The organism is Halolamina sp. CBA1230 (assembly GCF_002025255.2).
Classification (GTDB): Archaea; Halobacteriota; Halobacteria; order Halobacteriales; family Haloferacaceae; genus Halolamina.
On the sequence record NZ_CP054587.1, the window covers coordinates 1,803,241 to 1,822,794 of the forward strand.

Genomic DNA, 19,554 nt, shown 5'->3' on the forward strand with positions numbered 1-19,554 from the left:
CGCGCTTCAGGGGTGAGGCGCGTTGAGCCTCGAGAGCGAACAGTCGGCGCTCACCCGCGCCCGCAACTTCTTCCGCGGTGCGCTCCCGATCGACCCGGAGCGCTGCTCGAAGATCCGCGTGCCCGTCGACGCGGTGTGCTGTGGCTGTCAGACGGTCCGGGTCAAGCACGAGGCAGTCCGCGATCCGCGGTACATCGGCTCGTTCGAACAGGCGTGCAAGGGCTGCGGGACCGTCGAGTGGTTCAACACTCGGAGCCGCCTCGACGGGATCGCCGACCCGGTGGTGTTCGTCCGCGCCGCGGTGCTCGAGCTCCACGACGCGGCCAACGGTGAGGAACCGGACCCCGACGTGCTCGAAGCCGGGATCCGCGAAGCGAAGAACGCCGAGGAGGCGGTGGTCTAGATGTCCACCGAGAACCGGGCGCTCGCGGAAGCGAAAGCGATCGGTACCGACGTGGAGCGGCTGGTCTGCGACGCGCTCCCGCTCAAGGCGGTCACTCGCGACGACGCCCATCACGACGCCGAGGTCTCGGGCGTTCTCGCGCCCGACGTGGACGCACCGTTCCCGGTCGTGTTCGCCGGTGCTCCGCTGGCTGAGTCCGGGTGCCACGTCGAGATCAAGGCGTGCAAGCGGACCACCGGTGCACGGCCCCGCTCCGGTCGGTGGAACTTCAAGGGCCGCGACGATGGGCAGCACGGCGTTCTGGTCGACCGGGGAGCGTTCTACGCGCTCACCGTCTACGACGACGACGGCACCGCCGCCGATCGTCGCGTGCTCGCCGTCGCGATCGCTCCGGCGACGGTCGTCGACTCCGTGCTCGCCGACCGGTGGCTCGAGGTCGACCGCACCGAGGGCACCATGTCGCGGCTCCCCTGGTCGATCACTTCGCTGGCTCCGACTGTCGAAGAACTCGGAGGTGGTCCCGGTGCCGAGTGACGACGACACGGTGGCTGTCGAACGCGGAACCTGCCCGAGTTGCCAGTCCGACCGGACTCAGATGGCCTACGTCAACCACACGATTACCGCGTTCAAGTGCCTGAACTGCGGGTTTGACGACGAACAGACGGCCACGCTCCGAACGAAAGGGATGCGGGGGGCCAACGTATGAGCGACACACCTACCGCCGGGGTCCACCGCCTCGAGCGTCCGGCGTGGCTCGCCGTACTCGCCACCTTCGTCGTCGGCGACGTGCTCACCACCGCCGCCGGGCTCCAACTCGGGGCCGTCGAAAAATCTCCCGTGGCGCTGGCGCTGTTCCACGCCCTCGGCGTCGTCCCGGCGATGCTCATCCTCAAAGCGGCCACGCTCGCCGTGCTCGGGTCCATCTGGGCCGTCGCTCCCGAGGAGTTCCGTATCGCCGTTCCCGCCAGCCTCGCCGTCTGGGGCGCGGCCGTCGCCGCCCGGAATACCTACGTCGTGGGGGTGTTGCTGGCGTGAGCGAACGTGTCGCCCCCACCTGGCACGAGTTCACCGCCGAGGTGAACTTCGCCGACGGGCTCGAGCCGCACTTCGCTGCCCACCGCCGCTTCAACGATCGCGTCGGCGACGAGGCTCCGCGGGTCGAGTTCACTGCCCGCGGCGAGCGCTGGACCGCGAAGCTCTATTACCAGGAGTCGGGGATCGTTGACCCCGGCTACCAGCTCCCCACCGGCACGACGTGGGAGTTCGAAAACGTCCGCGAGTACCGTATCGCGATCAACCGTCACTCCGACGAGGACGACGTGGGTCTACAGGGGTTCAACGCCCACATCCGCCCGCGCTGGCAGGGTATGGAGGTCGAGACCGACGACGGCGACACCTTCGAACTCTCGATCCCCGACGAGATCACCGAGGGAGTCAGCGTCCGGCTGAGCGGATCGAACGTCGACGCTCACCGCTACCTCGGTCTCCTCCGAGCCGCCGCGAAGGCGCTCGATATCAACCCGACTCACTTCCGCGACTACCACTCCTCGAGCACGGTTCAGGACGGCGAGCGGTACGTTCGCGTCCACGAGGACGCCAGCGGCCCGGTCCACGCTCGAGACGGCCCGATCGCCCAGATGGGCCACCTGTTGGAGAACGATCGCGAGGGGTATCGTAAGGTCGTTCAGAACGACACCGACGACCACGGGCAGAAGGTCCCCGGCCACTACCACACCGCCACACTGGGGCCGAAGCGCGTGCAAGAGGCGTTCCCCAGCCACTCCGCCCCCGTAGAGGTCAAGCACTACCGCGCTCGGGAGGCGCTGGCGATCGATCCCGACAACCCGCTCCGACACCCGAAGGTCGGGGTGAGCTATCAGGTTTCTCGTTGGGACTCCTCGGTTCCGCTCGACGATCTCGACGAGCTCCAGCGTGAGCTTGACCGAACCCTACACTCCGTGCTCGACGACGCGGACGTGACGCGACAGCCCGGCGCTGACGGCGGTCCCTTCGTGTCGGACGCGTACTTCGCCGCCGAGATGGGCGAGTTCGACGATCCGCCCGAGCTGAACCTCTCCCGGATCAAGAACGAGCAGGAGAACATCGTCGTTCGGGAGCTCACCAAGAACGGCGGTTTCTCGCCCGTCGAACTCGAGGCGCTGGATACTCTCGTCACCGACGGCGGGAAGGTCAGCCCCGCAGATATCGCCGAGCAGCACGGTCGCCACGTCGGCAGCGTTCGCCGAGCCCTCCGACGCATGGAGGACGTGTTCGACCGCGAGTACGGCGAGGTGGGCCTGCGTAGCCCCTACGTCGCCGAGATGGTCCAGTCGGCCGTGCAGCAGATGCGCGACGCCAGCCAGCGCCTAGCGGACGTGACGGGGCAGGCACTCCTCGACGCCGAGCGAGGTGTCGAGAAGACCGCCGCCGCGCTCCGCTCCTGGTGCGAACGCTACGGCGTCGAGGTCGACAGCCGCGGCGACGCGATCGAGAAGATCCGGATGGGCGAGATGCCCCGAACCGGCCGGAACGGGTTCCAGTCCGTTCGGGTGAAACTCCGTGACGGGCTCGCTCTCTGGTGCGACGCCGGCCACGATCGCGCGAAGTTCCTCGCCGGGAAAGTCGAGTGGACCGACCCGAAGCGAGGTCACCGCAGCTTCAGCGTATCGAACATCCTGAACTGAATCGCCTCCCGATCGGGCCGGTGAGCGGCCCGGTCGGGACAGTGGCGACGCTCTCCATCACCCCTCAGAACCGGCGATATCCGGGCGTTTGAGGGGTAACCTCCGTTTCTTGTGGAACTCTCCGACCGGTCCGAAGCGTCGATCGGCGCCGACGGCGCGAGCGAACCTCACCCCAGGGGTTCGGTTTGCTCTTAGGCGTGTGGCTAAGGCCACCTATCCAAGGGACCACCACCTCCGCCACCGCGAGCGCAAGCGAAGCGGGGGCGCGATAGCGCCCCCCGCCCCCTGTGGGCGCGCGAAAAATTCAGCCGGCAGGGAAACAATTATCGCACCGGATGCGATACGACCAAATGGTCAGGTGCGGAGGCTCGGAGCTTCTCCGGGCTGTTTTCTCAGGGAACCAGCAGCTCTAACTGAACCGCTCTTTCAGCGCCGCCGCCTTGCTCTCCCCCACGCCGTGAACCTCGGCAAGCTCCTCCTGGGTCGCACCGCGGACGAACTCCTCACCGGGGAACTCCGCCCGGATCGGCCCCGAGAGCGACGGCCCCACGCCGTCGACGCGCTCGAGAGCGGCACGGAACTCCTCGCCCGCCTCGATCGCCGCCGCCGATCGGCGCGCGTGTTCGTCGCGGGAGATCTCGCCGCGGGAGTAGGCCGCTGCCGATCCCTCCGGAGTCCACTCGTCCGGTTCCTCCTCCTCGGTATTGATCCACCAGTCCCACGCGAGATACCCGGCCGCGAGGACGTACGTAATCGGGTGGATTGTGTAGGAGGGGTGAAACCACTCGGGGGAGGTGAGCAGTATCCCGATCGCCTCTGTCTCGGTCATGGTCAAGAGAACACCCCGCTTCACCCCACCTTTTGACCCATGACCTCGGCCCTTCTCGCGCGATCGGCCGATTTCGACGAAAAACGCGGGTCGGTACCCCCGGGTGTCCGGCGCACACCTGCCCAGCGCACCCGTCAATAGATAGGTATGGGCGGTGGGGGGTGTGGCCGTGGACGGACACGATGTACCCCGACGCCCTCATTCAGAATCCCCTTCTCCGGTGTCCGTCGGGTCCGGCACCAGATCCCGGTGCTGTCCATCGCGCCACTCCAGAACTCGATCCGACACCCAGCCTTTGCCGTATCCGACGAGTTCGCGCCCGTCCTTGCTGATTTCCCGGTAGCTCATCCCGGCGTCGTCGTCCCACGGTTGGTAGGCTTGGATCGCCGTCCGAGCCTGTGCTTCCCACTCCGCCGACTCCGCCGCGTCGTCCGGGTCCACGTCGTCGCCCTCACTGTCGTCCTCGTGCAGCGTTATCTCGAAGCTCGAGGCTTCATGCTCGGCGTACTTCTCCCGACTGTCGGTAACTCCCTGATAGGTCTGTTCGTCGGCGCTGTCGAGATCGTCCTGTCCGCCCTCGGTCTCGATATAGCGGACCGTGCTCGGGTCGTCCCTGCTCGGCTTCTCGAGCGCGAAGGTAGCCAGCCGCCGGAACGACGCCGCCGTTCGCATCCGCGTGTGGTTGACCATGAGCACCGAGCCCTTCTTCGCGTATGGGCCGTGGTCCTCCTCCGCCTTCCTCACGAACGTCAGCGCGTTCGCGAACGCTTCGGCCTTCTTCGACTCCGTTCCGTATCCAGAGAGTTCCTGTGCTGTTTCGTCTATCAGCGCGAGAACCGGCCCGTCGTACTCCGCCATGGCCTCGAGCATCTCCATGTCGGAGTTCACCACCTTATCGGCCCCTTCCCAGTCGGTGTTTGAGATTATCAGCCCGCCGGTCCGTGCGCCCCACGCCCGCGCCACGTCCAGCGTCAGCGCCGTCTTCCCCGCGCCGGGCGGACCGAGCACGAGCCCGATCGCCCCCTCGTTCGTGAGCGACTTGGCAGCGCGACCGATCAAGTCCTGCCCGTCGCCGTTCTGGTTCGTGAGCCCGACCATCCCTTGCAGCTGGCTCACGTTGCCGTCCCGGAACGCTCGGTCGGTGGTCCGGGTCGCGGCGTTCTGAAGAATCTCCCTTCCGATCGGAATCTCGAGGAAGTCCTCCGGTTCGTCGCGCCAGAGCGAGCAGTAGTAGTTGAGTAGATCCAGAACCTCGGGATCGTCGACGAGCCCCGCGAACTCTCGGATGAACTCGTTGCTCTTGCCCTGGAGCTCGTCGCGGAGGAACTCCCGGCCCTGGGCCGCGGCGTAGACCGAGGAGTCGCCGCCCTTACTCATCGGCGTGATACCCCCGCGTGTTCTTCCACAGCAGCGTTCGGCCGATCGCCTCCTGCATCCACGGAATCCCGACCAACAGCGCCCCCAGCCCGACGAACCCGAGCACTCCCGCGACCGTGGACTCTGGGAGCACCTTCATCCCGCCGATTCCCAGCGCCGTGACTGCCACCGACCCGACAAACTTTGCTGTTACCTCCCGATTCGTCGCCTCTATCGTCCGGTCTGGGTTCATCGGTTGGTCCCTCCGTCAGTCGCCGCCTCGGTGGCGTCGTACTCCGGCATCGGGTCGATCTCCTCACCGTCCTCGAGCACGGCGAAGCCCATCTCGCTGCCGTGCTCCTCGGTCGGGTCCGACTCCTCGCTGTCGGCGTCGGTCGTCAGGTGGTCCGGCTTCACGTCGTCCGGCAGGATGTCGTCGATGATCTCCTCGTAGCTGTCGCCCTCGTTCAGCGAGGGAGCGACCACACCCTGAAGCGCCGCGTTGTAGTCCTTCGCCCGGCGCTTGTCCAGCTTCCGGAGCATCCCGCCGATGTTCCGCTTGATGTAGTCGCCTTCCCGAGCCGCCCGCTCGTACTCGTCGCGGAGCTCCCGGATGTTCTCCATCGCCTCCTTCACCGTCGGCTGGGCGAGCATCTCCGAAGCGACCTTGGCCGACTCCGTGCCGCGCCAGTTCGCGACGCTCGTGTTCGTCGAGTCGTTGTAGATCCGCACCTCGTGGGCGTCCTTCGGCGACTTCGTCCACGAGTAGAGTTCGCCGCGCACGATGTTCATCTGCTCCCAGGCGGCGTCGTTGAGCTCCCAAACCTCGCCACCCTGCTCGTCGCCGCCCTCCTGGGCGATCACGTAGTGGCCGTCCGGCGACGGCACGAGGTCGGCGATCTTGCCGCCGACCACCCACGCGACCAGCCCGGCGCCGCCGGCGATCACGACCGGAAACGGCCACCAGGCCGGGATGTTTGGCGCGGTGAGTGGCGGCGCGTAGCCCTGGTTCGCGAGCACGACGTAGGCCACGCCCACGATTATCAGCGTCCGGAGGTTGTCGAAGATCCCCTCCGTTATCGTGTCTCGCAGGCTCATAGCACTCTCTCGGCTTTCGGTTCGTCGTCTTCCTCGAGCGCTTCCTTCCCGCGCTTGTAGCTGAGTCCGCCCGCGCCGACCGCCGCGCCGAGCCCGCCCATCATCGCCGTCTGTAGCTTGATCGACGTGCTCCCGGCGTCGACGCTATCGGTCCGGATGAGCGCCGCCGCCTCGCTGCTCGCGACCGCGATCGCGTAGGCGTCGTCGAACTCCTCGGCCGCGTAGGTCATGGTCATGCCGTCCTTCACGGTCGCGCCGCGCGTCGGGATCTCGGTGATCCCCGAGCCGGACCCCTCCGTCATCGCGCCCATCATCGCCCCCGTGTCGGTGATCTTGATCGCGGACGGGTAGTCCGCGCCGAAGGTGATCCGGAACTCCTCGCCCGTGTGCTTCCACGACTTGATCCGGACCGACCCGAGTTCGATCGCCACCGTGTCGCTCTCCTCCTCGGTCGCGGTCGGCGTGCTCGAGTTCTCCTGGGCCGTCGCGGTCCCGACCGACCCGAGCGCTGTTGCTCCAGCGAGCGCCGTCAGGACTGCTCGCCGTTCGATTCCTTCGCCGTCGGCTTCTGAGTTCTCGGTCATGGTCACAAAAATGGGGTGTTGGTCGCTACGAATCAGGCAGATAGACCCGGGCGATCAGCACGACGGCGCCGGCCGCGACGAGGAGGACCACCCCGGTCCCGACCCCGAGCGCCGTCGCGATCTTCGTGATCAGCCCGTCGTTGGTCTCGACGTCCGATCCGCCGCCCGTCGCCTGTGCCTGCCGCTCCTCGATCTGCTCGTTCAGCGAGCGGATCTGTTCCTGGAGCGCGGTGTAGTTGGCCGAGGCGTTGCTCGTTTCGTACGTGACGTTGACCGTCGTCGCCCGATCGATCTGCTCGCCGTCGGTGCCGGTGATCACGTCGACGGTGAACGCTTGATCGAGCGTGACGATCTCGCCCGACTCTCCGGCGACGGCGAACATCTGGAGCCCGGAGAGCAGCGCCGGATCGTAGGTCTCTCCGGACTGCCAGCCGCCCGACGGAGCCTCCTGCGAGAGCAGCAGCCCCTCGTAGGTCGTCCCGTTGTAGGAGATGGTCATGCTCCCCGTCTCCTCGAGCGAGGGCGTGTCCATCCCGGAGTAGGCGGCGATCGCCGTCGCCCGGATGTACGACTCCGTGCCGTTGTAGCTCTGCGCGTACTCCTGCGCGAGGGTCGCCGGACTCACGTAGGACTGAGCGTCGAGGTTACCGTTCTCGACGGCCGGCCCGAGGGATTGCTCGATATAGACGGATAGCTCCTGTTTGGTCTCTTCAGATTTAGATTCAATCTGACCGAATTGCTCATCGAATCTCTGAAGATCTATAGCTAATCTGGTACTAAGGTTATCAGCAGGCCGGACTTTAACACGATCAACAACAACGTGACCGCCATCAGCGCTAAGTCGGTAATTCTGAAAGCTATCCCAGTTTCCTTTCTCTATGAAACTAAGATTATTTAATCCAAATTCAATAGTTTGTTCCGACCAAACACTACCACCATCATAAACGTCCGCCGACACAATCAACGATTTAGAAGTTACAGTAGTACCATTCAGAAGCGTGACAGAATCGGATGCTCCCCCATCAATGGTTGTGGTAGTTGATGTAAGTATGCTATCACTATCAGGAGAAGAATCGAATTCATCGGCGAAGTCTCCGGGGCCTCCGATCGTAACGAAATCAGAGTTTACTTCTGTTGTGTTTTCAGCGCGCTGGTTGAGAGTTACAACAGTCTCAACAGCAACATCTCTACGATCAACAAGATTCGTTTGTTTTACGGTGTAATGATCCTCGGTGGTTTCGTTAGCAGCCGCTTGAGCCTCTGAGACGTTCCCTCCGTCCGCGAGCACCTCGACCGCGGCAGCCTCTCCTTTGGAAAACGCGATCGTGTCGCTGTCCGTCACCGAGTTGCTCATCGCGGTCAAGAACTGCTCGTTACCCGCGCTGAGTTGGCCGGCCTGCGAGTGGATCTGCGTCCGCGTCTGCTTCGCGTCGGTTTCGTTCCACGCCTCCGAAACGTCGCCGGCCGTCTTGCAGTTGGTCGTGAAGATGGTGCCGGTCACGAACGTCAGGAACCAGTCGGCGCTCGTACAGGCTCCGCCGGACCCGTCGCCCAGCTGTGCCTCGGCGGTCCCGACCGGCGATGCTCCGGGAGCGATCGCCCCACCGGCCCCGGAGAAGACGATCAGCAACGCGAGCAGCGGCGCGGCGATTCGCTCCCCGCGCATGCTCAGTCGTCCCTCCGGAGAACCAGCAGCGCCCCGGCGACGACCACGACGATCCCGACGGTCCCGATCGAGCCGGCACCGCCGCCGATGCCGAACCCGCCGCCGCCGCCAGCAACCTCCGCGACCTTACCGACCTCGGCGGTCGCTTCGGTGCTGTTGAGGTTCGGCGCTGTGACCATGACCCGGTACGACTCGTAGGCCGACGTGTTCACGTCGGACCGTTCGACCAGCTGCTCCTCGCTGGCGTTGACCGTGACCGATCGCTCCTCGAGCTCTGTTTCGTTCCCGTCGGCGTCGACGCCGGCGAACGTGACGGTGAGATCCACGCTCGAGTTCCCGGCCGCCACGTCCGCGTAGACGCTCCGGGTGTCGTTGTCGACTGAGACCGTGCTGTTCACGAGTTCGACGCCCGAGCCGCTGTCGGTCGCCGTCGGTGTCGCGGTGCCCTCCTGGGCGATCGCGCCGCCGGTCGCGCCGACCAGCAGCCCGACGACGACCAGCACGAGCATCAGCCCCGAGCCTGCCGTCTTCAGTTGAGTGTTGGAAAACATGCTCTTGAACCTCCTCAGTACATCCAGCCGAGAGCAGCCTGAGCGATCGCCGAGATGGCGATGAACGCCGCCCCGTACACGTCTTGGCTGGTGATGAAGTCCGAGACTTCGGGGATGAACACCCACGCGATCAGGAGCCCGACGTAGCCCAGAATCGTGTAGACGTAGTAGTCCGCCATACCGCTGTTCTGGAGCTTGTCGACCCCGTCAGCGGCGAGTAGGTCCGTGTTGTTGTTCGTGACGAGGATCCCGCCGGTGGTGCCGAGGGTGACGATCCAGGCGAGCGAGAGCTCGAAGTTCGAAATCGAGAACGTGTCGCCCATGCTCATGCCGAACGCTTCAACGACGACGATACCGACCATGACCCCAGCGGACAGGACTCCGAGAACGAATAGCCCGATGTCCTCCGGGTCGAATTCTGTTTCTGACATACTACAACCGCCCCCGGACGACGGGGTTCCGTTAAACCTCGGCTCAGCGAGGGGTAAGCCAGCCCGAGGCTGGCTCGGCCGTAGTTTTATCACGGGTCATCGTCAGCGCCCGACCATGCAGAAGCTCAGAACCGACGGTAGTTCCGGACTGGTTACGATCCCGCGACACTACCTCAGTAAAGATCGCGTGCTCGACGACGGCGACGTGCCCGACGAGCAGCAGGTCGACGTGGAACGGCTCGGCGAGCGCGCGTACCTGGTCCGGATCCCCGACGACGGCTCGCTCCCGGACCCGCAGGATTGCGAGGTGATCGAGCGACTAGTCGGGCAGCGTATCCTGAACGAGGATGCGTACGGGCAGCCGCGAAGCGCTGATTGATGGCGACGAACACGGGGAAGCTGCTGGTCGCTCTCGGCGTTGTCGGGGTGGTACTTCTCGCCGGCTGTGCTGGCGGCTCCTCGCCGGAGACGAACGCGATCGACTCCACCGCCAACGTGAGCGTTGAAAGTGGTGACGCCGCGGACTGCGTGCTGAACGTCGATGCCGAGGTGGGGGACGGCGAACTCGTCACGATCATCCAGAAGGATGCGATCGGCCTCGCCGACTCGACGACGCTTCGGAAGTCGCTCAACATCTCACGTGCGGCGTATCAAGGTGCGAACGTTACCGTGTTCGCGGTTAATCCGGAGACTGAGAACGCGTCGACGCTCTACCGCGGCTCGATCTCGCCGGTACTCGCTGAGGAGTGCGGGATCGAGGAACGGCCGGGAGCGGACTGACTACTTCTCGCCGACGCGGACCTCGAGCATCTCCTCGGCGCTGTCGAAGCCAACGTCCAGCTGAAGCTCACTCGTCGAGAGCCGGCGGCACACCTCCGCGAGTTCCTTCGGCGGGAGTCGGTCGGCGAGGTACTCGATCGCCCGGCGCTTCCCGCGGCGGTCGGCGTCGACGTGCCGGCACGCCGCGAGGATCGCCTTCGTCTTCGAGGTCTCGTCGAGCGCGTGTTGCGCGTCGTGGAGGGTCTTGTACCGCGTCGCGTACCCCGCGTCGGGGTCGGTGCGGACGCTGACGCGGTTCGGAACGTCGTCGAGATCGGGTTCTTGGGAGACCATACTGTTACCACGACCACCGTATGGCTTGTCTGTTTGGGTAGCTCAAACTGCCCCGGACTGGGGGAGGTTATAAACTCCACCCGGATGCGGGTGGGGTCGCCGGGGAGATCGGGGCGGCGCCGCGGGCGTCGACGCCGATATGTGACCACGGCCGATCGGCGCCGGCTCGCGCTCGTGGTCACATTCCGGATCGCGGTGTTCTGTGCTCGCGACCCCGTGCAGTCGCCCCAGAACCGGGTTCCTCCGGATTCATATCACGTTAACAGACTCCGCGAGAGAACTATCAATCTGGATAAAGTGAACGACGGAGTTTTCCTATTCGGTTCCAACCCCTGAATTGCCCCTGGAAATGCGGGGCATTCTTTCGACTCGGTCGGTGGGCACCAACCCACCGGCTTTCCCGCGCATATCACTGGAAAAGACCTTTTCGCGGATGATAATTGGGGCACCGGGTTTATACATCACCTCCGATTTTCGAGGAGTAGACGCGGTCAGGAAGGTGCACGCCTGCGTGCGGTAGGGTGTGCCAACCCCCGGGTCGAAAGAACATGAAGCAGAAAATCAAAGCGATGCTCGAAGAGGAGCGAGGGGTATCACCTGTCATCGGTGTTATACTGATGGTCGCGATCACCGTGATCCTGGCTGCGGTGATCGGGACGTTCGTGCTGGGTCTGGGGGACAGTCTTCAACAGGCGCCGCAGGCTCAGCTTGAGGCGTATTCGGATACGTCAGGGGAAATTAGTATCGATCACAATGGTGGTGATCCCTTACCCGTGAATGAAATCACAATCCAAGTTGGTACCGATGGTACCGATGACACTAGTGATTTCACCAGTAGTGAGTTCACAGTTGGGCAAACTATCACCGATTCGAGTCCAGACACAACTGGAGAATCGGTTTCCGTAACAGTTATTCACGACTCCTCTGAGTCGATCCTGCTTGATACAGAAGTAGATACAACAGCATAGAATGATGGAACAAATTAAGAATATATTCGATGTTGATCGAGGTGTCAGTCCCGTCATCGGGGTTATCCTGATGGTTGCCATCACCGTGATTCTGGCAGCCGTGATCGGGACATTCGTCCTAGGCCTCGGTGACAGCCTAGAACAGGCGCCACAGGCCCAACTTGATGCGACGACAGACAGTGGTACAATTTACATCAATCACAACGGTGGAGATCCGCTTCCGAAGAGTGAGATAACGATTAATATTGTGGATCCCGATGGTACTGATCCATCATTGTCTTTCGGCGGATATAATACTGATGATGAATTAGCCGTCGGCGGGTCAATCAATGGTGGAGGGGGTACTCTCAGTGGTACTTACACTGTTACCGTTGTCCATGATCCGTCTGAATCGATTCTCCTAGATACCGAGGTCGAAGCCTAGATTCAACCATGAAAACAAATCTTAAATCCATAATTGACGATGAACGGGGTGTCAGCCCCGTTATCGGGGTCATCCTGATGGTCGCCATCACCGTGATTCTGGCAGCGGTTATCGGCACGTTCGTCCTGGGCCTAGGCGATAGCCTGCAGCAGGCGCCGCAGGCGCAGCTTGATGCGGAAGATGCGGAAGGTAGTAGTTCCGTTGAAGGTGCTGCATCTACCACTGTACTCGACATTAGTCATGGAGGGGGTGACGAAATCCCCGCTGAAGACTACGAGATCAGGATTACCGACCCTATTTCAGACTCGCAAACTACGATCTGGGATGGGAGTGATACTCCAAACGCCACGGTAAGTTCGTCTCCCACTGCCGATATCGGACTTAGCGGTGATCCCGGTTCGTTGACCGTCGGATCGACTGTGACGGTTGCTATCACCAATAATGGTGCTGATGGTACCGTTGATGAGGTCGAATTCGACGGCGAGTACGAAGTCCAGATTGTCCACGTGCCGAGCGACTCGATCCTACTCGACAAGACGGTCGACGTCGAGTAGCTCGCCCACCTTCACACACTTCTTTGAACCGAACGCCCGGACGAACGAGAAACATCTCTATCCCCATCGTCGACCCCAAATCTCTCGCTCGAACCGAGAACCACCCGAGCAAATACCCCTGAACGGCCGTCGAACTCTATTGCGAAGCCCGCCGACCCCCACTCACCGCTCGGCCTCGTCCACGCGCCCCACGAGCACCCAGAAGCCGACCGCGAACAGGACGACCCCGGGGACCATCGCCCCGGGGCCGAACGCCTCGACGGCGTCGATCCCGTCGCCCTGATACACGACGCCCGACGGTCGCACGAGCGGCATCCCCCAGATCGCCGCGGCGTACAGCGACTCGTACAGCGTCACGGCCGCGCCGGCGGTCAGGAGCGCCCACCGGACGCCGGTCCGGGAGACGGTCACCGAGTACCGCATCGTGAGGATCCCGGCCGTCGCCATGAGCAGCGGCGTGAGGAGATTGTTCCACGCACCGACGCCGGGCGAGCTGTAGCAGGTCGCCAGCCGGCCCGCGTGGTACGTCCACGGCCCGAGCCCGCAGGCGGCCAGCGTCCCCGACGCGGCGTAGTCGATCGCCGCGTGAACGACCTCGTGGAGGACGATCTCGGCGACGACGAGCGCCGGCGCGAGGACGAACGCGACGAGAAACGGGTCCCGCTCGCCCATCAGCGCCTCCGTGACCGTCGGCCGGGCGCCGCCGGACGGCGTCTTCCGCCGACGACGGACACCGACCGCGGACGGTCGTCACTCGAACGCGACCAGTGCGGGCGGCCGGACGGTCGCGCGGCCGTCAGTCCGACCCCGCCACGGGCGTCGACGGCGTCGAGCGAACCCGGCTTCGACATACTGGAACACGCCGCAGCGCGTCGGTTAGCTATGAAGGTCCTTCTGACGCCTCGCTCGACGACCCCGACGGTTAGTCACGATCCGATCGTCGCCCGTCGCGCCGACGCTCCGCGTTAGCTGGCTCTTTCGCTGGCCCTTTCGGCGACGGTGCCCGCGTCGAACGCCGCCGCTCGAACCAGTGCGGTCCCAGCGAGCTCGGACCCGTCGAAGGGGACGACGAGCCTCGCGGCCGACGGACCGGCGAGGACGCTGCTTCCCGTCGGACGCTCGGTCGAACACGGATCCCCGTTCCTGCGACCGGAACGGTGTCGCCCTCGCCAGCCCCGGCGGATCAGTTCTCGAGCACCACAGTGTCGCCCGGCTCGACGCCGTCGGCGCCGCCGGCCCGGAGCTCGATCACCGTGTCCGCGAGCCCGTGGGTCAGCCCGCGGAACGGCCGCAGTCGGTCGACTTTGATCACCTCGTCGTCGACCAGCCAGAGCACGTCGAGCGGTTCGAACACGAACAGCGTGTGGATCGTCCGGTCCGCCGGCTCCGCGAACGGGAACACCAGCGCGTACCCCTCTGGGATCGAGGGGCGAAACATCAGCCCCAGCGACTGCGCCACCGGCCCCTCGGCCCGCTCGACGTCGTCGGCGAGGATCCGCGTCTCCACCTCGCCCGCCGATGGAGCGGCCTCGCCGTCTCGGTGATGGACGAGTCGCACGCCACCCGCTCCCGTCGCTGCCCTACTAAGCGTTCCGCCCCCGAGCGTTCAAGGCCGAGCGCGCCCCACCGCGGGTATGGAGGAGACGCCCGAGGGGACGCCCGTCGGCGTCGACGACCCCTACGCGGTCGCCGGGCGCTGTGACCACCTCACGAACGACGGCCGCTGCCGGTACGCGCTCGATCACGCCGGCGAGGATCCGGAGTTCGCGGCCGAGCGCCGCGCCGACGACTACGCCTGCGTCGTCGCCGACACGGAGGCGGCGTCGACCGAGGGCGAGGACCCCGACTGGTCGCGCTGCCCGCACTACCGCTCGACGACGGACGCGAAGGAGTGTGCCCGCTGTGGGCTCGAGGAGGTCAGACTGGCCCACGACGCGGACGCGCGCCCGCTGGTCGAGGAGCACCACCTCTCCTATGCAGGTGCCGCCGGCACGGACCAGCCGGCGGACGACCGTCCCGCGGACGCGGAGCCCTCCCACGAGATCACGGTCGGCCTCTGTCGCTGGTGTCACACCAAGGTCCACCGCTCGTTCGCCCGGGTCGACGACGACGCCAACCCCGACCCGGAGGCGATCGCCGAACGCGAGCGCCGCCGGAGCGAGGAGCTCTCCGAGCTGGGGTTCCGGTCGGCCAGCGAGCGCCGGGAGGAGTAAATCATGCCGCGTTCGACGCTGTCGGTAGGGGTATGCCCGCCGACCACCTCGGCCACGTCCACCTGAAAGTGACAGACGTCGACCGCGCCGTCGCGTTCTACCGCGACGTGCTCGGCCTCGACGTGGCCGAGCGGTTCGACCGCTACGCGTTCCTCTCCGTCGGCGAGCACCACCACGACCTCGCGCTCCAGGGCATCGGCGCCGAGGAGGTCGACGACGGCGTCCCGGCCGACCCCCGCGGCCCCCGCGTCGGCCTGTACCACTCCGCGTGGGAGGTCGACAGCGCCGCGGAGCTCCGGGCGACCGCCGAGCGCCTGTGCGAGCGCGAGGTCGCGGTCTCGCCGGTCGACAACGGCGTCAGCAAGGCGCTGTACTTCGAGGTCACCAGAATCGAAGGTTCTGGTTGGCTAACGAGAGCTTCGCTCTCGTGAACGACCCGGACGGCAACGTCGTCGAGGTGTACCTCGACACCGCGAGCAGCGCGACATCGAGCAGTGGAACGGCCGGAACGAGCGGTTCGACCCGTTCTCGATCTGACCACGAACGTGCCCATCTCGCCCCGGTTCCGAGCTACTTTTGAGCCTCGTCGGCCAACACAGCGCATGACCAGGATCGTCGTCATCGACAACCACGGGCAGTTCACCCACCTCGAGGGGCGCGCGCTCCGCGATCTCGGCGTCGACACCGAGATCCTCGACAACGACACCGACCCCGCCGAGATCGACGCCGACGGGCTCGTGCTCTCGGGCGGCCCCTCGATGGACCGGGTCGGCCGCTGTGCCGACTACCTCGAGATGGACGTGCCCGTGCTGGGCATCTGTCTCGGGATGCAGTTCGTGGCCGAGGAGCTGGGCGGCAGCACCCACAGCGGCGAGTACGGCGGCTACGCCGACGTGACCGTCGAGATCCTCGACGACGAGGACCCGTTGCTCGGCGATCTCGCGCCCGAAACGCGCGTCTGGGCCAGCCACGCCGACGAGGTCGACGAGGTGCCCGAGGGGTTCACGCGCACCGCCCGCAGCGACGTCTGCGAGGTCGAGGCGATGAGCGACCCCGACCGCGGGCTCTACGGCGTCCAGTGGCACCCCGAGGTCGCCCACACCGCGGAGGGCGAGGCGGTGTTCGAGGCGTTCGAGACGATCTGTGAGAACTGGTAGCCGGCCGGGGACGGAAAGTCACGGGTTTTAGGCCGTCCGGATCCCACCCGATATCGATGACGGCGTCCCAAAGCAACCTCGCGGGGCTCTCGCGGTTCATCTTTCGGGCCCCGAACTGGTACACCAGCCTCGCCTTCGCCCTGCTGGTGGCCGCCGTCGCGGGCATCGGCGCGTTCGAGAGCGGCGACGCGAACGCGGTGTTCCGCGGCATCCTCTTCGTCGGCCAGGACGCGTGGGAGGGGATCTTCTTCATCGGCGTGCCGACGGTGGTCGCCGGCTTTGCGACGCCGTGGGTCGACCGCTACACGGGCGGGCGCCTCACCTACAACCGCGCGTCGCTGCTCGCGCTGATCTGCGAACTGGTGATCGTCGCGGTGGTGAGCGTCGCCGCACTGGTCGCGTTCCTCGTGCCGGCGCTTGGGCAGTCGTTCGTGTTCGACGCGCTGATGTTCGCGCTGGCGTCGGTGTTCGCGCTGCGCCTGCTGGTGGTGATGGCAGTCTCACGCACCTCGCTCCCGGTCGCGGTGCTGCCGGCGAGCATCCAGACCGCGGTCGCCGGCGCGCTGCTGTTCGTGTACAGCGGCGCGATCCGCTACCTCGCGGAGGGTGGGCCGATCGTCGAGGCGTTCCTCACCCCGTTCCTCGACGAGTCCGCCGAGGCCCCGGGCGTGCTGACCACGCTCTCGCCCCAGCAGTTCGGGCTGCTGGGCGTCCTCTGTGTGATCTACGCCGGTGCGGTCTGGGTGTTCCTCGTCGCGGTCGATCGGCCGTGGCGCCGCTCGATGGGCGTCTCGATGCTCGACTTCCTCCGGGGGTTCATCGGCCACGTCGCCGAGGGGACCCGGGAGCTGGAGGACTTCTTCGAACAGCTGGGCGAGGAAGCGATCGTCCCGGTCACCGTCCTTGCCTTCCGCCACCCCGACGGCGAGGAGAAGGCGCGGTTCGTGCTGCCGATGATCCACCCCGGACCGATGGGCGAGATCGGCGGCGGCAACCTCCCCGAACGCGTCGCCGACACCGCCGAGGGGCTGGCGTTCCCGCCCCACGCCACCGCAGGCCACGACTTCAACCTCGTCACCGAGCGCGAGGTCGACCGCCTGATCGACGCCGCCGACCGCGCTCACAGCCGCATCGAGTACGACGACGCGGCGACCGGGAGCGTCCGCACCCAGTCCGGCGACGCCAAACTGCTCGGGCAGGCGTTCGGCGGTGACGGCCTGCTGGTGAACACGTTCTCGCCCGACTTCGCCGACGACGTGGAGTACGGCGTCGGCCTCACGGCGACGGAGGGCGCCCGGACCAACGGGCTCGACGACGTGTTGCTCGTCGACGCCCACAACTGCAACAACGGGCTCGACGGCCCGGATCTGGGCCACGTCACCCCCGGAAGCCCCCGCTCGTTCGACATGATCACCGCCGCCGAGGCGGCGGGCAGCGAACTGGGTGACGCCCCCGAAGCGCCGCTCTCGCTGGGGACCGCGTGGGACGAGACCGAGTGGGTCCCACAGGAGGGGATCGGCCCGCTGGGGATCCGGGTCGCGGTCACCGAGGTCGACGGGCAGGAGACGGCGTACGTGCTGGTCGACGGCAACAACATGGAGCCGTGGCTCCGCGACCGAACCGTCGACGAGCTGCTCGACGGTGACCTCGACCACGCGGAGGTGATGACCACCGACACCCACATCGTCAACACCGTCGAGGCGGACAACCAGGTCGGCGCGGAGATCGACCACAGCGCGTTCATCGACACCGTCACGGACCTCGTCGGTCAGGCCCGCGACGACCTCGAACCCGTGGAGGCGGGGATGGCCACCGAGCGCGCGGAGGTGACGGTGTTCGGCAACGACCGCACCGAGACGCTCGCCTCCCACGCCAACGCGGTGGTGTCGCTGGGCGGGGCGTTCGCGCTCGCGGTCAGCCTGGCGGTGATCGCGATCAGCGTCCTGCTCTTCTTCGTCACCTGAGAACGACCGCGTTCGAGACGTACTCGACCGTCAAGAGCGGAAGCGTTCGCCCCGAATCGGGGCGCATCGGAGAGAGAGGGAACGCGTGTCCCGTCAGTCGAACAGTTCGTCGACCGCGTCCTGGGCCGCGCGGGCCGCCTCGTCGGCGACGTCCTCGGCGTCAGGCTCGGCGTCTGCCGGGGGGTTGACGTACACGTCCACCTCGAGCGTCCCGTCCTCGAACGTGACCGTCACGTCGAGGTCGGTCAGTTCGGACTGCTTGTAGCGGTCCAGCACGACACCCTCGGCGGCCGCGCTGGCGGTTTCGACGACCTCCTCGTCGGTCGGTTCGGCCTCGCTCATTTACGCGCCGGCGCCGGGGCCGCCGGGGCCCATCGGGCCGCCGCCCTCGCCACCCTGGAGCATCTGCTGGAGCTCCTCCTGCAGCTCCTCGAACTGCTCCTGGGTCTTCTGCTCGCGCTTCTCGAGCTGGTCGACGCGGACTTCGAGGCTGTCGACTTTCTCCTCGAGATCGTCCTTGGCGCTCTCGTAGTCGGTGTGGACGAGGAGCTCACCGATCTCTCGGTACATGGTGGTGTCCTCGTCGATGTCCTCGAGCGCCTCGAGGGCGGTCTCGGCCTCGTTGAGCGAGGTCTCGGCCTGCGTCTTCTGGGCCGAGAGCTGCTCGGTTGTCTCCTGAAGGTCCTGTAGCTCCTCGATCTTCTCCTGCGCCTCGGGCGGCAGACTACCCTGCATACCCTTACCGAAGTTCCTCGGCCTGAAAAAGCCCCGTATTTGGGCCTACGAGGAAATACCGGGCGGATCGCGGTCCCCGCCGCCTCTACTCCCCGGACGGGCCCTCGTCCCGGCCGGCTCACCGTGCCGGCCGGACCCGCTGTCCTCGTCGGCTCACCGTGCCGACGAGACCAACCGTCCCGCCCGCCTCCACTCGCCGGGCGGACCCACCGGACTTACCACACTCCCAACCGACGGATCGCCCATGCTCGAGCTGATCGCCGGCGCGCTCTGGGCGATGCTCCCGGCGTACGTTCCGAACAACGCGGCCGTGCTCGCGGGCGGCGGCCGCCCCATCGACGGCGGGCGGACCCTCGGCGGCACGCGCCTGCTCGGCGACGGGAAGACCTGGCGCGGCACCGCGGTCGGCACCGCGGTCGGGCTCGCGCTCGCGCTCGCGCTCGACGCCGTCGCGCCCGCGGCCGGCGACGCGCTCGGGATCACGCTCCCCGGCTTCCCCATCAACGCGGCGCTGGGGCTCGCACTCGGCGCGATGCTGGGCGACATCGGCGCCTCCTTTATCAAACGCCGTAGCGGCCGCGAGCGCGGGGCGGCGTTCCCCGGGCTCGACCAGCTCGACTTCGTCGTCGGCGCGCTCCTGCTCGCGCTGCTGTTCGCGCCCGACTGGACGCTCCGGGTGTTCTCGCTCGAACGCGTCGCCGTCGTCGCCGTCGTCACGCCGCTGCTGCATCTCGGCACCAACGGGATCGCGTACTGGCTCGGCGTGAAAGACGAGCCCTGGTGAGCGGCCGGGTCGGATCCCCTAGCAGTCTGAACACTGCTTC

28 protein-coding genes are annotated in these 19,554 nt (G+C 66.1%); 15 read left to right on the forward strand and 13 right to left on the reverse strand.

Annotated features, from left to right (window positions below; translation table 11 throughout):
- The first annotated feature begins 22 nt into the window (after positions 1-22).
- From B4589_RS09470 to B4589_RS09490, 5 genes are read left to right on the forward strand one after another with little or no spacing between them, the layout of a single operon-like run.
- Positions 23-403 (forward strand): hypothetical protein, encoded by a 381-nt coding sequence (locus B4589_RS09470; RefSeq protein ID WP_079234039.1) that lies wholly within the window; start codon positions 23-25, stop codon positions 401-403.
- On the forward strand, positions 404-937 hold the full coding sequence (locus tag B4589_RS09475) for a hypothetical protein (RefSeq protein ID WP_079234040.1): 534 nt from the start codon (positions 404-406) through the stop codon (positions 935-937).
- Positions 927-1,109 (forward strand): hypothetical protein, encoded by a 183-nt coding sequence (locus tag B4589_RS09480; RefSeq protein WP_079234041.1) that lies wholly within the window; start codon positions 927-929, stop codon positions 1,107-1,109. Before B4589_RS09475 ends, B4589_RS09480 begins: the two co-directional genes overlap by 11 nt.
- The gene (locus tag B4589_RS09485; RefSeq protein ID WP_079234042.1) at positions 1,106-1,438 is read left to right on the forward strand and encodes a hypothetical protein; all 333 of its coding nucleotides are present in this window, start codon (positions 1,106-1,108) and stop codon (positions 1,436-1,438) included. The genes B4589_RS09480 and B4589_RS09485 overlap by 4 nt, the downstream gene beginning before the upstream one ends.
- The gene (locus tag B4589_RS09490) at positions 1,435-3,087 is read left to right on the forward strand and encodes a MarR family transcriptional regulator (RefSeq protein ID WP_079234043.1); all 1,653 of its coding nucleotides are present in this window, start codon (positions 1,435-1,437) and stop codon (positions 3,085-3,087) included. Before B4589_RS09485 ends, B4589_RS09490 begins: the two co-directional genes overlap by 4 nt.
- 409 nt (positions 3,088-3,496) lie before the next feature.
- Here B4589_RS09490 and B4589_RS09495 read toward each other — a convergent pair whose 3' ends face one another.
- The 8 genes from B4589_RS09495 to B4589_RS09530 all read right to left on the reverse strand — a co-directional run bounded on the left by B4589_RS09495 (position 3,497) and on the right by B4589_RS09530 (position 9,602).
- Positions 3,497-3,916 carry a hypothetical protein gene (locus tag B4589_RS09495; protein WP_079234044.1) on the reverse strand — a complete coding sequence of 140 codons (420 nt, stop codon included), beginning with the start codon at positions 3,914-3,916 and terminating at the stop codon, positions 3,497-3,499.
- Positions 3,917-4,114: 198 nt separating this feature from the next.
- Positions 4,115-5,293 carry an ATP-binding protein gene (locus tag B4589_RS09500; protein ID WP_079234045.1) on the reverse strand — a complete coding sequence of 393 codons (1,179 nt, stop codon included), beginning with the start codon at positions 5,291-5,293 and terminating at the stop codon, positions 4,115-4,117.
- On the reverse strand, positions 5,286-5,525 hold the full coding sequence (locus B4589_RS09505; protein ID WP_079234046.1) for a hypothetical protein: 240 nt from the start codon (positions 5,523-5,525) through the stop codon (positions 5,286-5,288). Before B4589_RS09505 ends, B4589_RS09500 begins: the two co-directional genes overlap by 8 nt.
- On the reverse strand, positions 5,522-6,370 hold the full coding sequence (locus B4589_RS09510) for a hypothetical protein (RefSeq protein ID WP_079234047.1): 849 nt from the start codon (positions 6,368-6,370) through the stop codon (positions 5,522-5,524). Before B4589_RS09510 ends, B4589_RS09505 begins: the two co-directional genes overlap by 4 nt.
- Positions 6,367-6,954, reverse strand: a complete 588-nt coding sequence (locus B4589_RS09515) for a hypothetical protein (protein WP_079234048.1) — start codon at positions 6,952-6,954, stop codon at positions 6,367-6,369. The genes B4589_RS09510 and B4589_RS09515 overlap by 4 nt, the downstream gene beginning before the upstream one ends.
- 25 nt (positions 6,955-6,979) lie before the next feature.
- The gene (locus B4589_RS09520; protein ID WP_143414300.1) at positions 6,980-8,620 is read right to left on the reverse strand and encodes a hypothetical protein; all 1,641 of its coding nucleotides are present in this window, start codon (positions 8,618-8,620) and stop codon (positions 6,980-6,982) included.
- Between the two features lie 2 nt (positions 8,621-8,622).
- Complete coding sequence (locus tag B4589_RS09525; RefSeq protein ID WP_143414301.1) at positions 8,623-9,171, reverse strand: hypothetical protein; 549 nt, start codon at positions 9,169-9,171, stop codon at positions 8,623-8,625.
- 14 nt (positions 9,172-9,185) lie between these two features.
- A complete protein-coding gene (locus tag B4589_RS09530) occupies positions 9,186-9,602 on the reverse strand; it encodes a hypothetical protein (RefSeq protein ID WP_143414302.1) in 417 nt (138 codons plus the stop codon).
- Between the two features lie 115 nt (positions 9,603-9,717).
- Here B4589_RS09530 and B4589_RS09535 point away from each other — a divergent pair, with 115 nt between their 5' ends.
- Entirely contained in the window at positions 9,718-9,981 is a 264-nt protein-coding gene (locus tag B4589_RS09535) for a hypothetical protein (protein WP_079234052.1), read from the forward strand.
- Complete coding sequence (locus B4589_RS09540) at positions 9,981-10,382, forward strand: hypothetical protein (RefSeq protein WP_079234053.1); 402 nt, start codon at positions 9,981-9,983, stop codon at positions 10,380-10,382. Before B4589_RS09535 ends, B4589_RS09540 begins: the two co-directional genes overlap by 1 nt.
- Here the strand turns inward: B4589_RS09540 and B4589_RS09545 are convergent, their stop codons facing one another.
- Positions 10,383-10,715 (reverse strand): hypothetical protein, encoded by a 333-nt coding sequence (locus tag B4589_RS09545; protein ID WP_176330520.1) that lies wholly within the window; start codon positions 10,713-10,715, stop codon positions 10,383-10,385. It lies immediately after the preceding gene.
- 548 nt (positions 10,716-11,263) lie between these two features.
- Here B4589_RS09545 and B4589_RS09550 point away from each other — a divergent pair.
- The 3 genes from B4589_RS09550 (at position 11,264) to B4589_RS09560 (ending at position 12,661) form a co-directional block, all read left to right on the forward strand.
- Positions 11,264-11,683: a type IV pilin gene (locus B4589_RS09550; RefSeq protein ID WP_079234054.1), complete on the forward strand. Its 420-nt coding sequence runs from the start codon at positions 11,264-11,266 to the stop codon at positions 11,681-11,683.
- A 1-nt stretch (position 11,684) separates the two neighbouring features.
- Complete coding sequence (locus B4589_RS09555; protein WP_079234055.1) at positions 11,685-12,107, forward strand: type IV pilin; 423 nt, start codon at positions 11,685-11,687, stop codon at positions 12,105-12,107.
- Between the two features lie 77 nt (positions 12,108-12,184).
- Positions 12,185-12,661, forward strand: a complete 477-nt coding sequence (locus B4589_RS09560; RefSeq protein WP_321169554.1) for a type IV pilin N-terminal domain-containing protein — start codon at positions 12,185-12,187, stop codon at positions 12,659-12,661.
- Between the two features lie 162 nt (positions 12,662-12,823).
- Here B4589_RS09560 and B4589_RS09565 read toward each other — a convergent pair whose 3' ends face one another.
- Both B4589_RS09565 and B4589_RS09570 read right to left on the reverse strand, forming a co-directional pair.
- The gene (locus B4589_RS09565) at positions 12,824-13,333 is read right to left on the reverse strand and encodes a hypothetical protein (RefSeq protein WP_079234057.1); all 510 of its coding nucleotides are present in this window, start codon (positions 13,331-13,333) and stop codon (positions 12,824-12,826) included.
- Between the two features lie 511 nt (positions 13,334-13,844).
- Positions 13,845-14,219: a DUF192 domain-containing protein gene (locus tag B4589_RS09570; protein WP_079234058.1), complete on the reverse strand. Its 375-nt coding sequence runs from the start codon at positions 14,217-14,219 to the stop codon at positions 13,845-13,847.
- 76 nt (positions 14,220-14,295) lie between these two features.
- On the opposite strand from B4589_RS09570, the gene B4589_RS09575 reads away from it, so the two are divergent.
- The 4 genes from B4589_RS09575 to B4589_RS09590 all read left to right on the forward strand — a co-directional run bounded on the left by B4589_RS09575 (position 14,296) and on the right by B4589_RS09590 (position 17,995).
- Positions 14,296-14,874, forward strand: coding sequence for a hypothetical protein (locus tag B4589_RS09575; protein WP_079234059.1), 579 nt, complete (start codon positions 14,296-14,298; stop codon positions 14,872-14,874).
- Between the two features lie 32 nt (positions 14,875-14,906).
- A complete protein-coding gene (locus tag B4589_RS09580) occupies positions 14,907-15,305 on the forward strand; it encodes a VOC family protein (protein ID WP_143414303.1) in 399 nt (132 codons plus the stop codon).
- A gap of 171 nt (positions 15,306-15,476) precedes the next feature.
- Entirely contained in the window at positions 15,477-16,031 is a 555-nt protein-coding gene (locus tag B4589_RS09585) for a GMP synthase subunit A (protein WP_079234060.1), read from the forward strand.
- 56 nt (positions 16,032-16,087) lie between these two features.
- Entirely contained in the window at positions 16,088-17,995 is a 1,908-nt protein-coding gene (locus tag B4589_RS09590; RefSeq protein ID WP_079234061.1) for a DUF2070 family protein, read from the forward strand.
- Positions 17,996-18,088: 93 nt separating this feature from the next.
- Here B4589_RS09590 and B4589_RS09595 read toward each other — a convergent pair whose 3' ends face one another.
- Both B4589_RS09595 and B4589_RS09600 read right to left on the reverse strand, forming a co-directional pair.
- Positions 18,089-18,337: a DUF3194 domain-containing protein gene (locus B4589_RS09595; RefSeq protein ID WP_079234062.1), complete on the reverse strand. Its 249-nt coding sequence runs from the start codon at positions 18,335-18,337 to the stop codon at positions 18,089-18,091.
- A complete protein-coding gene (locus B4589_RS09600; RefSeq protein WP_255246067.1) occupies positions 18,338-18,730 on the reverse strand; it encodes a prefoldin subunit beta in 393 nt (130 codons plus the stop codon).
- A gap of 244 nt (positions 18,731-18,974) precedes the next feature.
- Between B4589_RS09600 and B4589_RS09605 the strand changes: the two genes are divergently transcribed.
- Positions 18,975-19,514, forward strand: a complete 540-nt coding sequence (locus B4589_RS09605) for a CDP-2,3-bis-(O-geranylgeranyl)-sn-glycerol synthase (protein ID WP_079234063.1) — start codon at positions 18,975-18,977, stop codon at positions 19,512-19,514.
- The last annotated feature ends 40 nt before the right edge of the window (positions 19,515-19,554 follow it).

What these genes read in the sequence shown, in the direction of transcription:
- B4589_RS09535 (WP_079234052.1), top strand. Translation starts at nt 9,718, where the DNA reads ATGCAGAAGCTCAGAACCGACGGTAGTTCCGGACTGGTTACGATCCCG.
- B4589_RS09560 (WP_321169554.1), top strand. Translation starts at nt 12,185, where the DNA reads ATGGTCGCCATCACCGTGATTCTGGCAGCGGTTATCGGCACGTTCGTC.
- B4589_RS09575 (WP_079234059.1), top strand. Translation starts at nt 14,296, where the DNA reads ATGGAGGAGACGCCCGAGGGGACGCCCGTCGGCGTCGACGACCCCTAC.
- B4589_RS09595 (WP_079234062.1), bottom strand. Translation starts at nt 18,337, where the DNA reads ATGAGCGAGGCCGAACCGACCGACGAGGAGGTCGTCGAAACCGCCAGC.
- B4589_RS09495 (WP_079234044.1), bottom strand. Translation starts at nt 3,916, where the DNA reads ATGACCGAGACAGAGGCGATCGGGATACTGCTCACCTCCCCCGAGTGG.
- B4589_RS09605 (WP_079234063.1), top strand. Translation starts at nt 18,975, where the DNA reads ATGCTCGAGCTGATCGCCGGCGCGCTCTGGGCGATGCTCCCGGCGTAC.
- B4589_RS09525 (WP_143414301.1), bottom strand. Translation starts at nt 9,171, where the DNA reads ATGTTTTCCAACACTCAACTGAAGACGGCAGGCTCGGGGCTGATGCTC.
- B4589_RS09520 (WP_143414300.1), bottom strand. Translation starts at nt 8,620, where the DNA reads ATGCGCGGGGAGCGAATCGCCGCGCCGCTGCTCGCGTTGCTGATCGTC.
- B4589_RS09515 (WP_079234048.1), bottom strand. Translation starts at nt 6,954, where the DNA reads ATGACCGAGAACTCAGAAGCCGACGGCGAAGGAATCGAACGGCGAGCA.
- B4589_RS09500 (WP_079234045.1), bottom strand. Translation starts at nt 5,293, where the DNA reads ATGAGTAAGGGCGGCGACTCCTCGGTCTACGCCGCGGCCCAGGGCCGG.
- B4589_RS09475 (WP_079234040.1), top strand. Translation starts at nt 404, where the DNA reads ATGTCCACCGAGAACCGGGCGCTCGCGGAAGCGAAAGCGATCGGTACC.
- B4589_RS09540 (WP_079234053.1), top strand. Translation starts at nt 9,981, where the DNA reads ATGGCGACGAACACGGGGAAGCTGCTGGTCGCTCTCGGCGTTGTCGGG.
- B4589_RS09550 (WP_079234054.1), top strand. Translation starts at nt 11,264, where the DNA reads ATGAAGCAGAAAATCAAAGCGATGCTCGAAGAGGAGCGAGGGGTATCA.
- B4589_RS09600 (WP_255246067.1), bottom strand. Translation starts at nt 18,730, where the DNA reads ATGCAGGGTAGTCTGCCGCCCGAGGCGCAGGAGAAGATCGAGGAGCTA.
- B4589_RS09555 (WP_079234055.1), top strand. Translation starts at nt 11,685, where the DNA reads ATGATGGAACAAATTAAGAATATATTCGATGTTGATCGAGGTGTCAGT.
- B4589_RS09565 (WP_079234057.1), bottom strand. Translation starts at nt 13,333, where the DNA reads ATGGGCGAGCGGGACCCGTTTCTCGTCGCGTTCGTCCTCGCGCCGGCG.
- B4589_RS09545 (WP_176330520.1), bottom strand. Translation starts at nt 10,715, where the DNA reads ATGGTCTCCCAAGAACCCGATCTCGACGACGTTCCGAACCGCGTCAGC.
- B4589_RS09510 (WP_079234047.1), bottom strand. Translation starts at nt 6,370, where the DNA reads ATGAGCCTGCGAGACACGATAACGGAGGGGATCTTCGACAACCTCCGG.
- B4589_RS09530 (WP_143414302.1), bottom strand. Translation starts at nt 9,602, where the DNA reads ATGTCAGAAACAGAATTCGACCCGGAGGACATCGGGCTATTCGTTCTC.
- B4589_RS09585 (WP_079234060.1), top strand. Translation starts at nt 15,477, where the DNA reads ATGACCAGGATCGTCGTCATCGACAACCACGGGCAGTTCACCCACCTC.
- B4589_RS09590 (WP_079234061.1), top strand. Translation starts at nt 16,088, where the DNA reads ATGACGGCGTCCCAAAGCAACCTCGCGGGGCTCTCGCGGTTCATCTTT.
- B4589_RS09580 (WP_143414303.1), top strand. Translation starts at nt 14,907, where the DNA reads ATGCCCGCCGACCACCTCGGCCACGTCCACCTGAAAGTGACAGACGTC.
- B4589_RS09505 (WP_079234046.1), bottom strand. Translation starts at nt 5,525, where the DNA reads ATGAACCCAGACCGGACGATAGAGGCGACGAATCGGGAGGTAACAGCA.
- B4589_RS09485 (WP_079234042.1), top strand. Translation starts at nt 1,106, where the DNA reads ATGAGCGACACACCTACCGCCGGGGTCCACCGCCTCGAGCGTCCGGCG.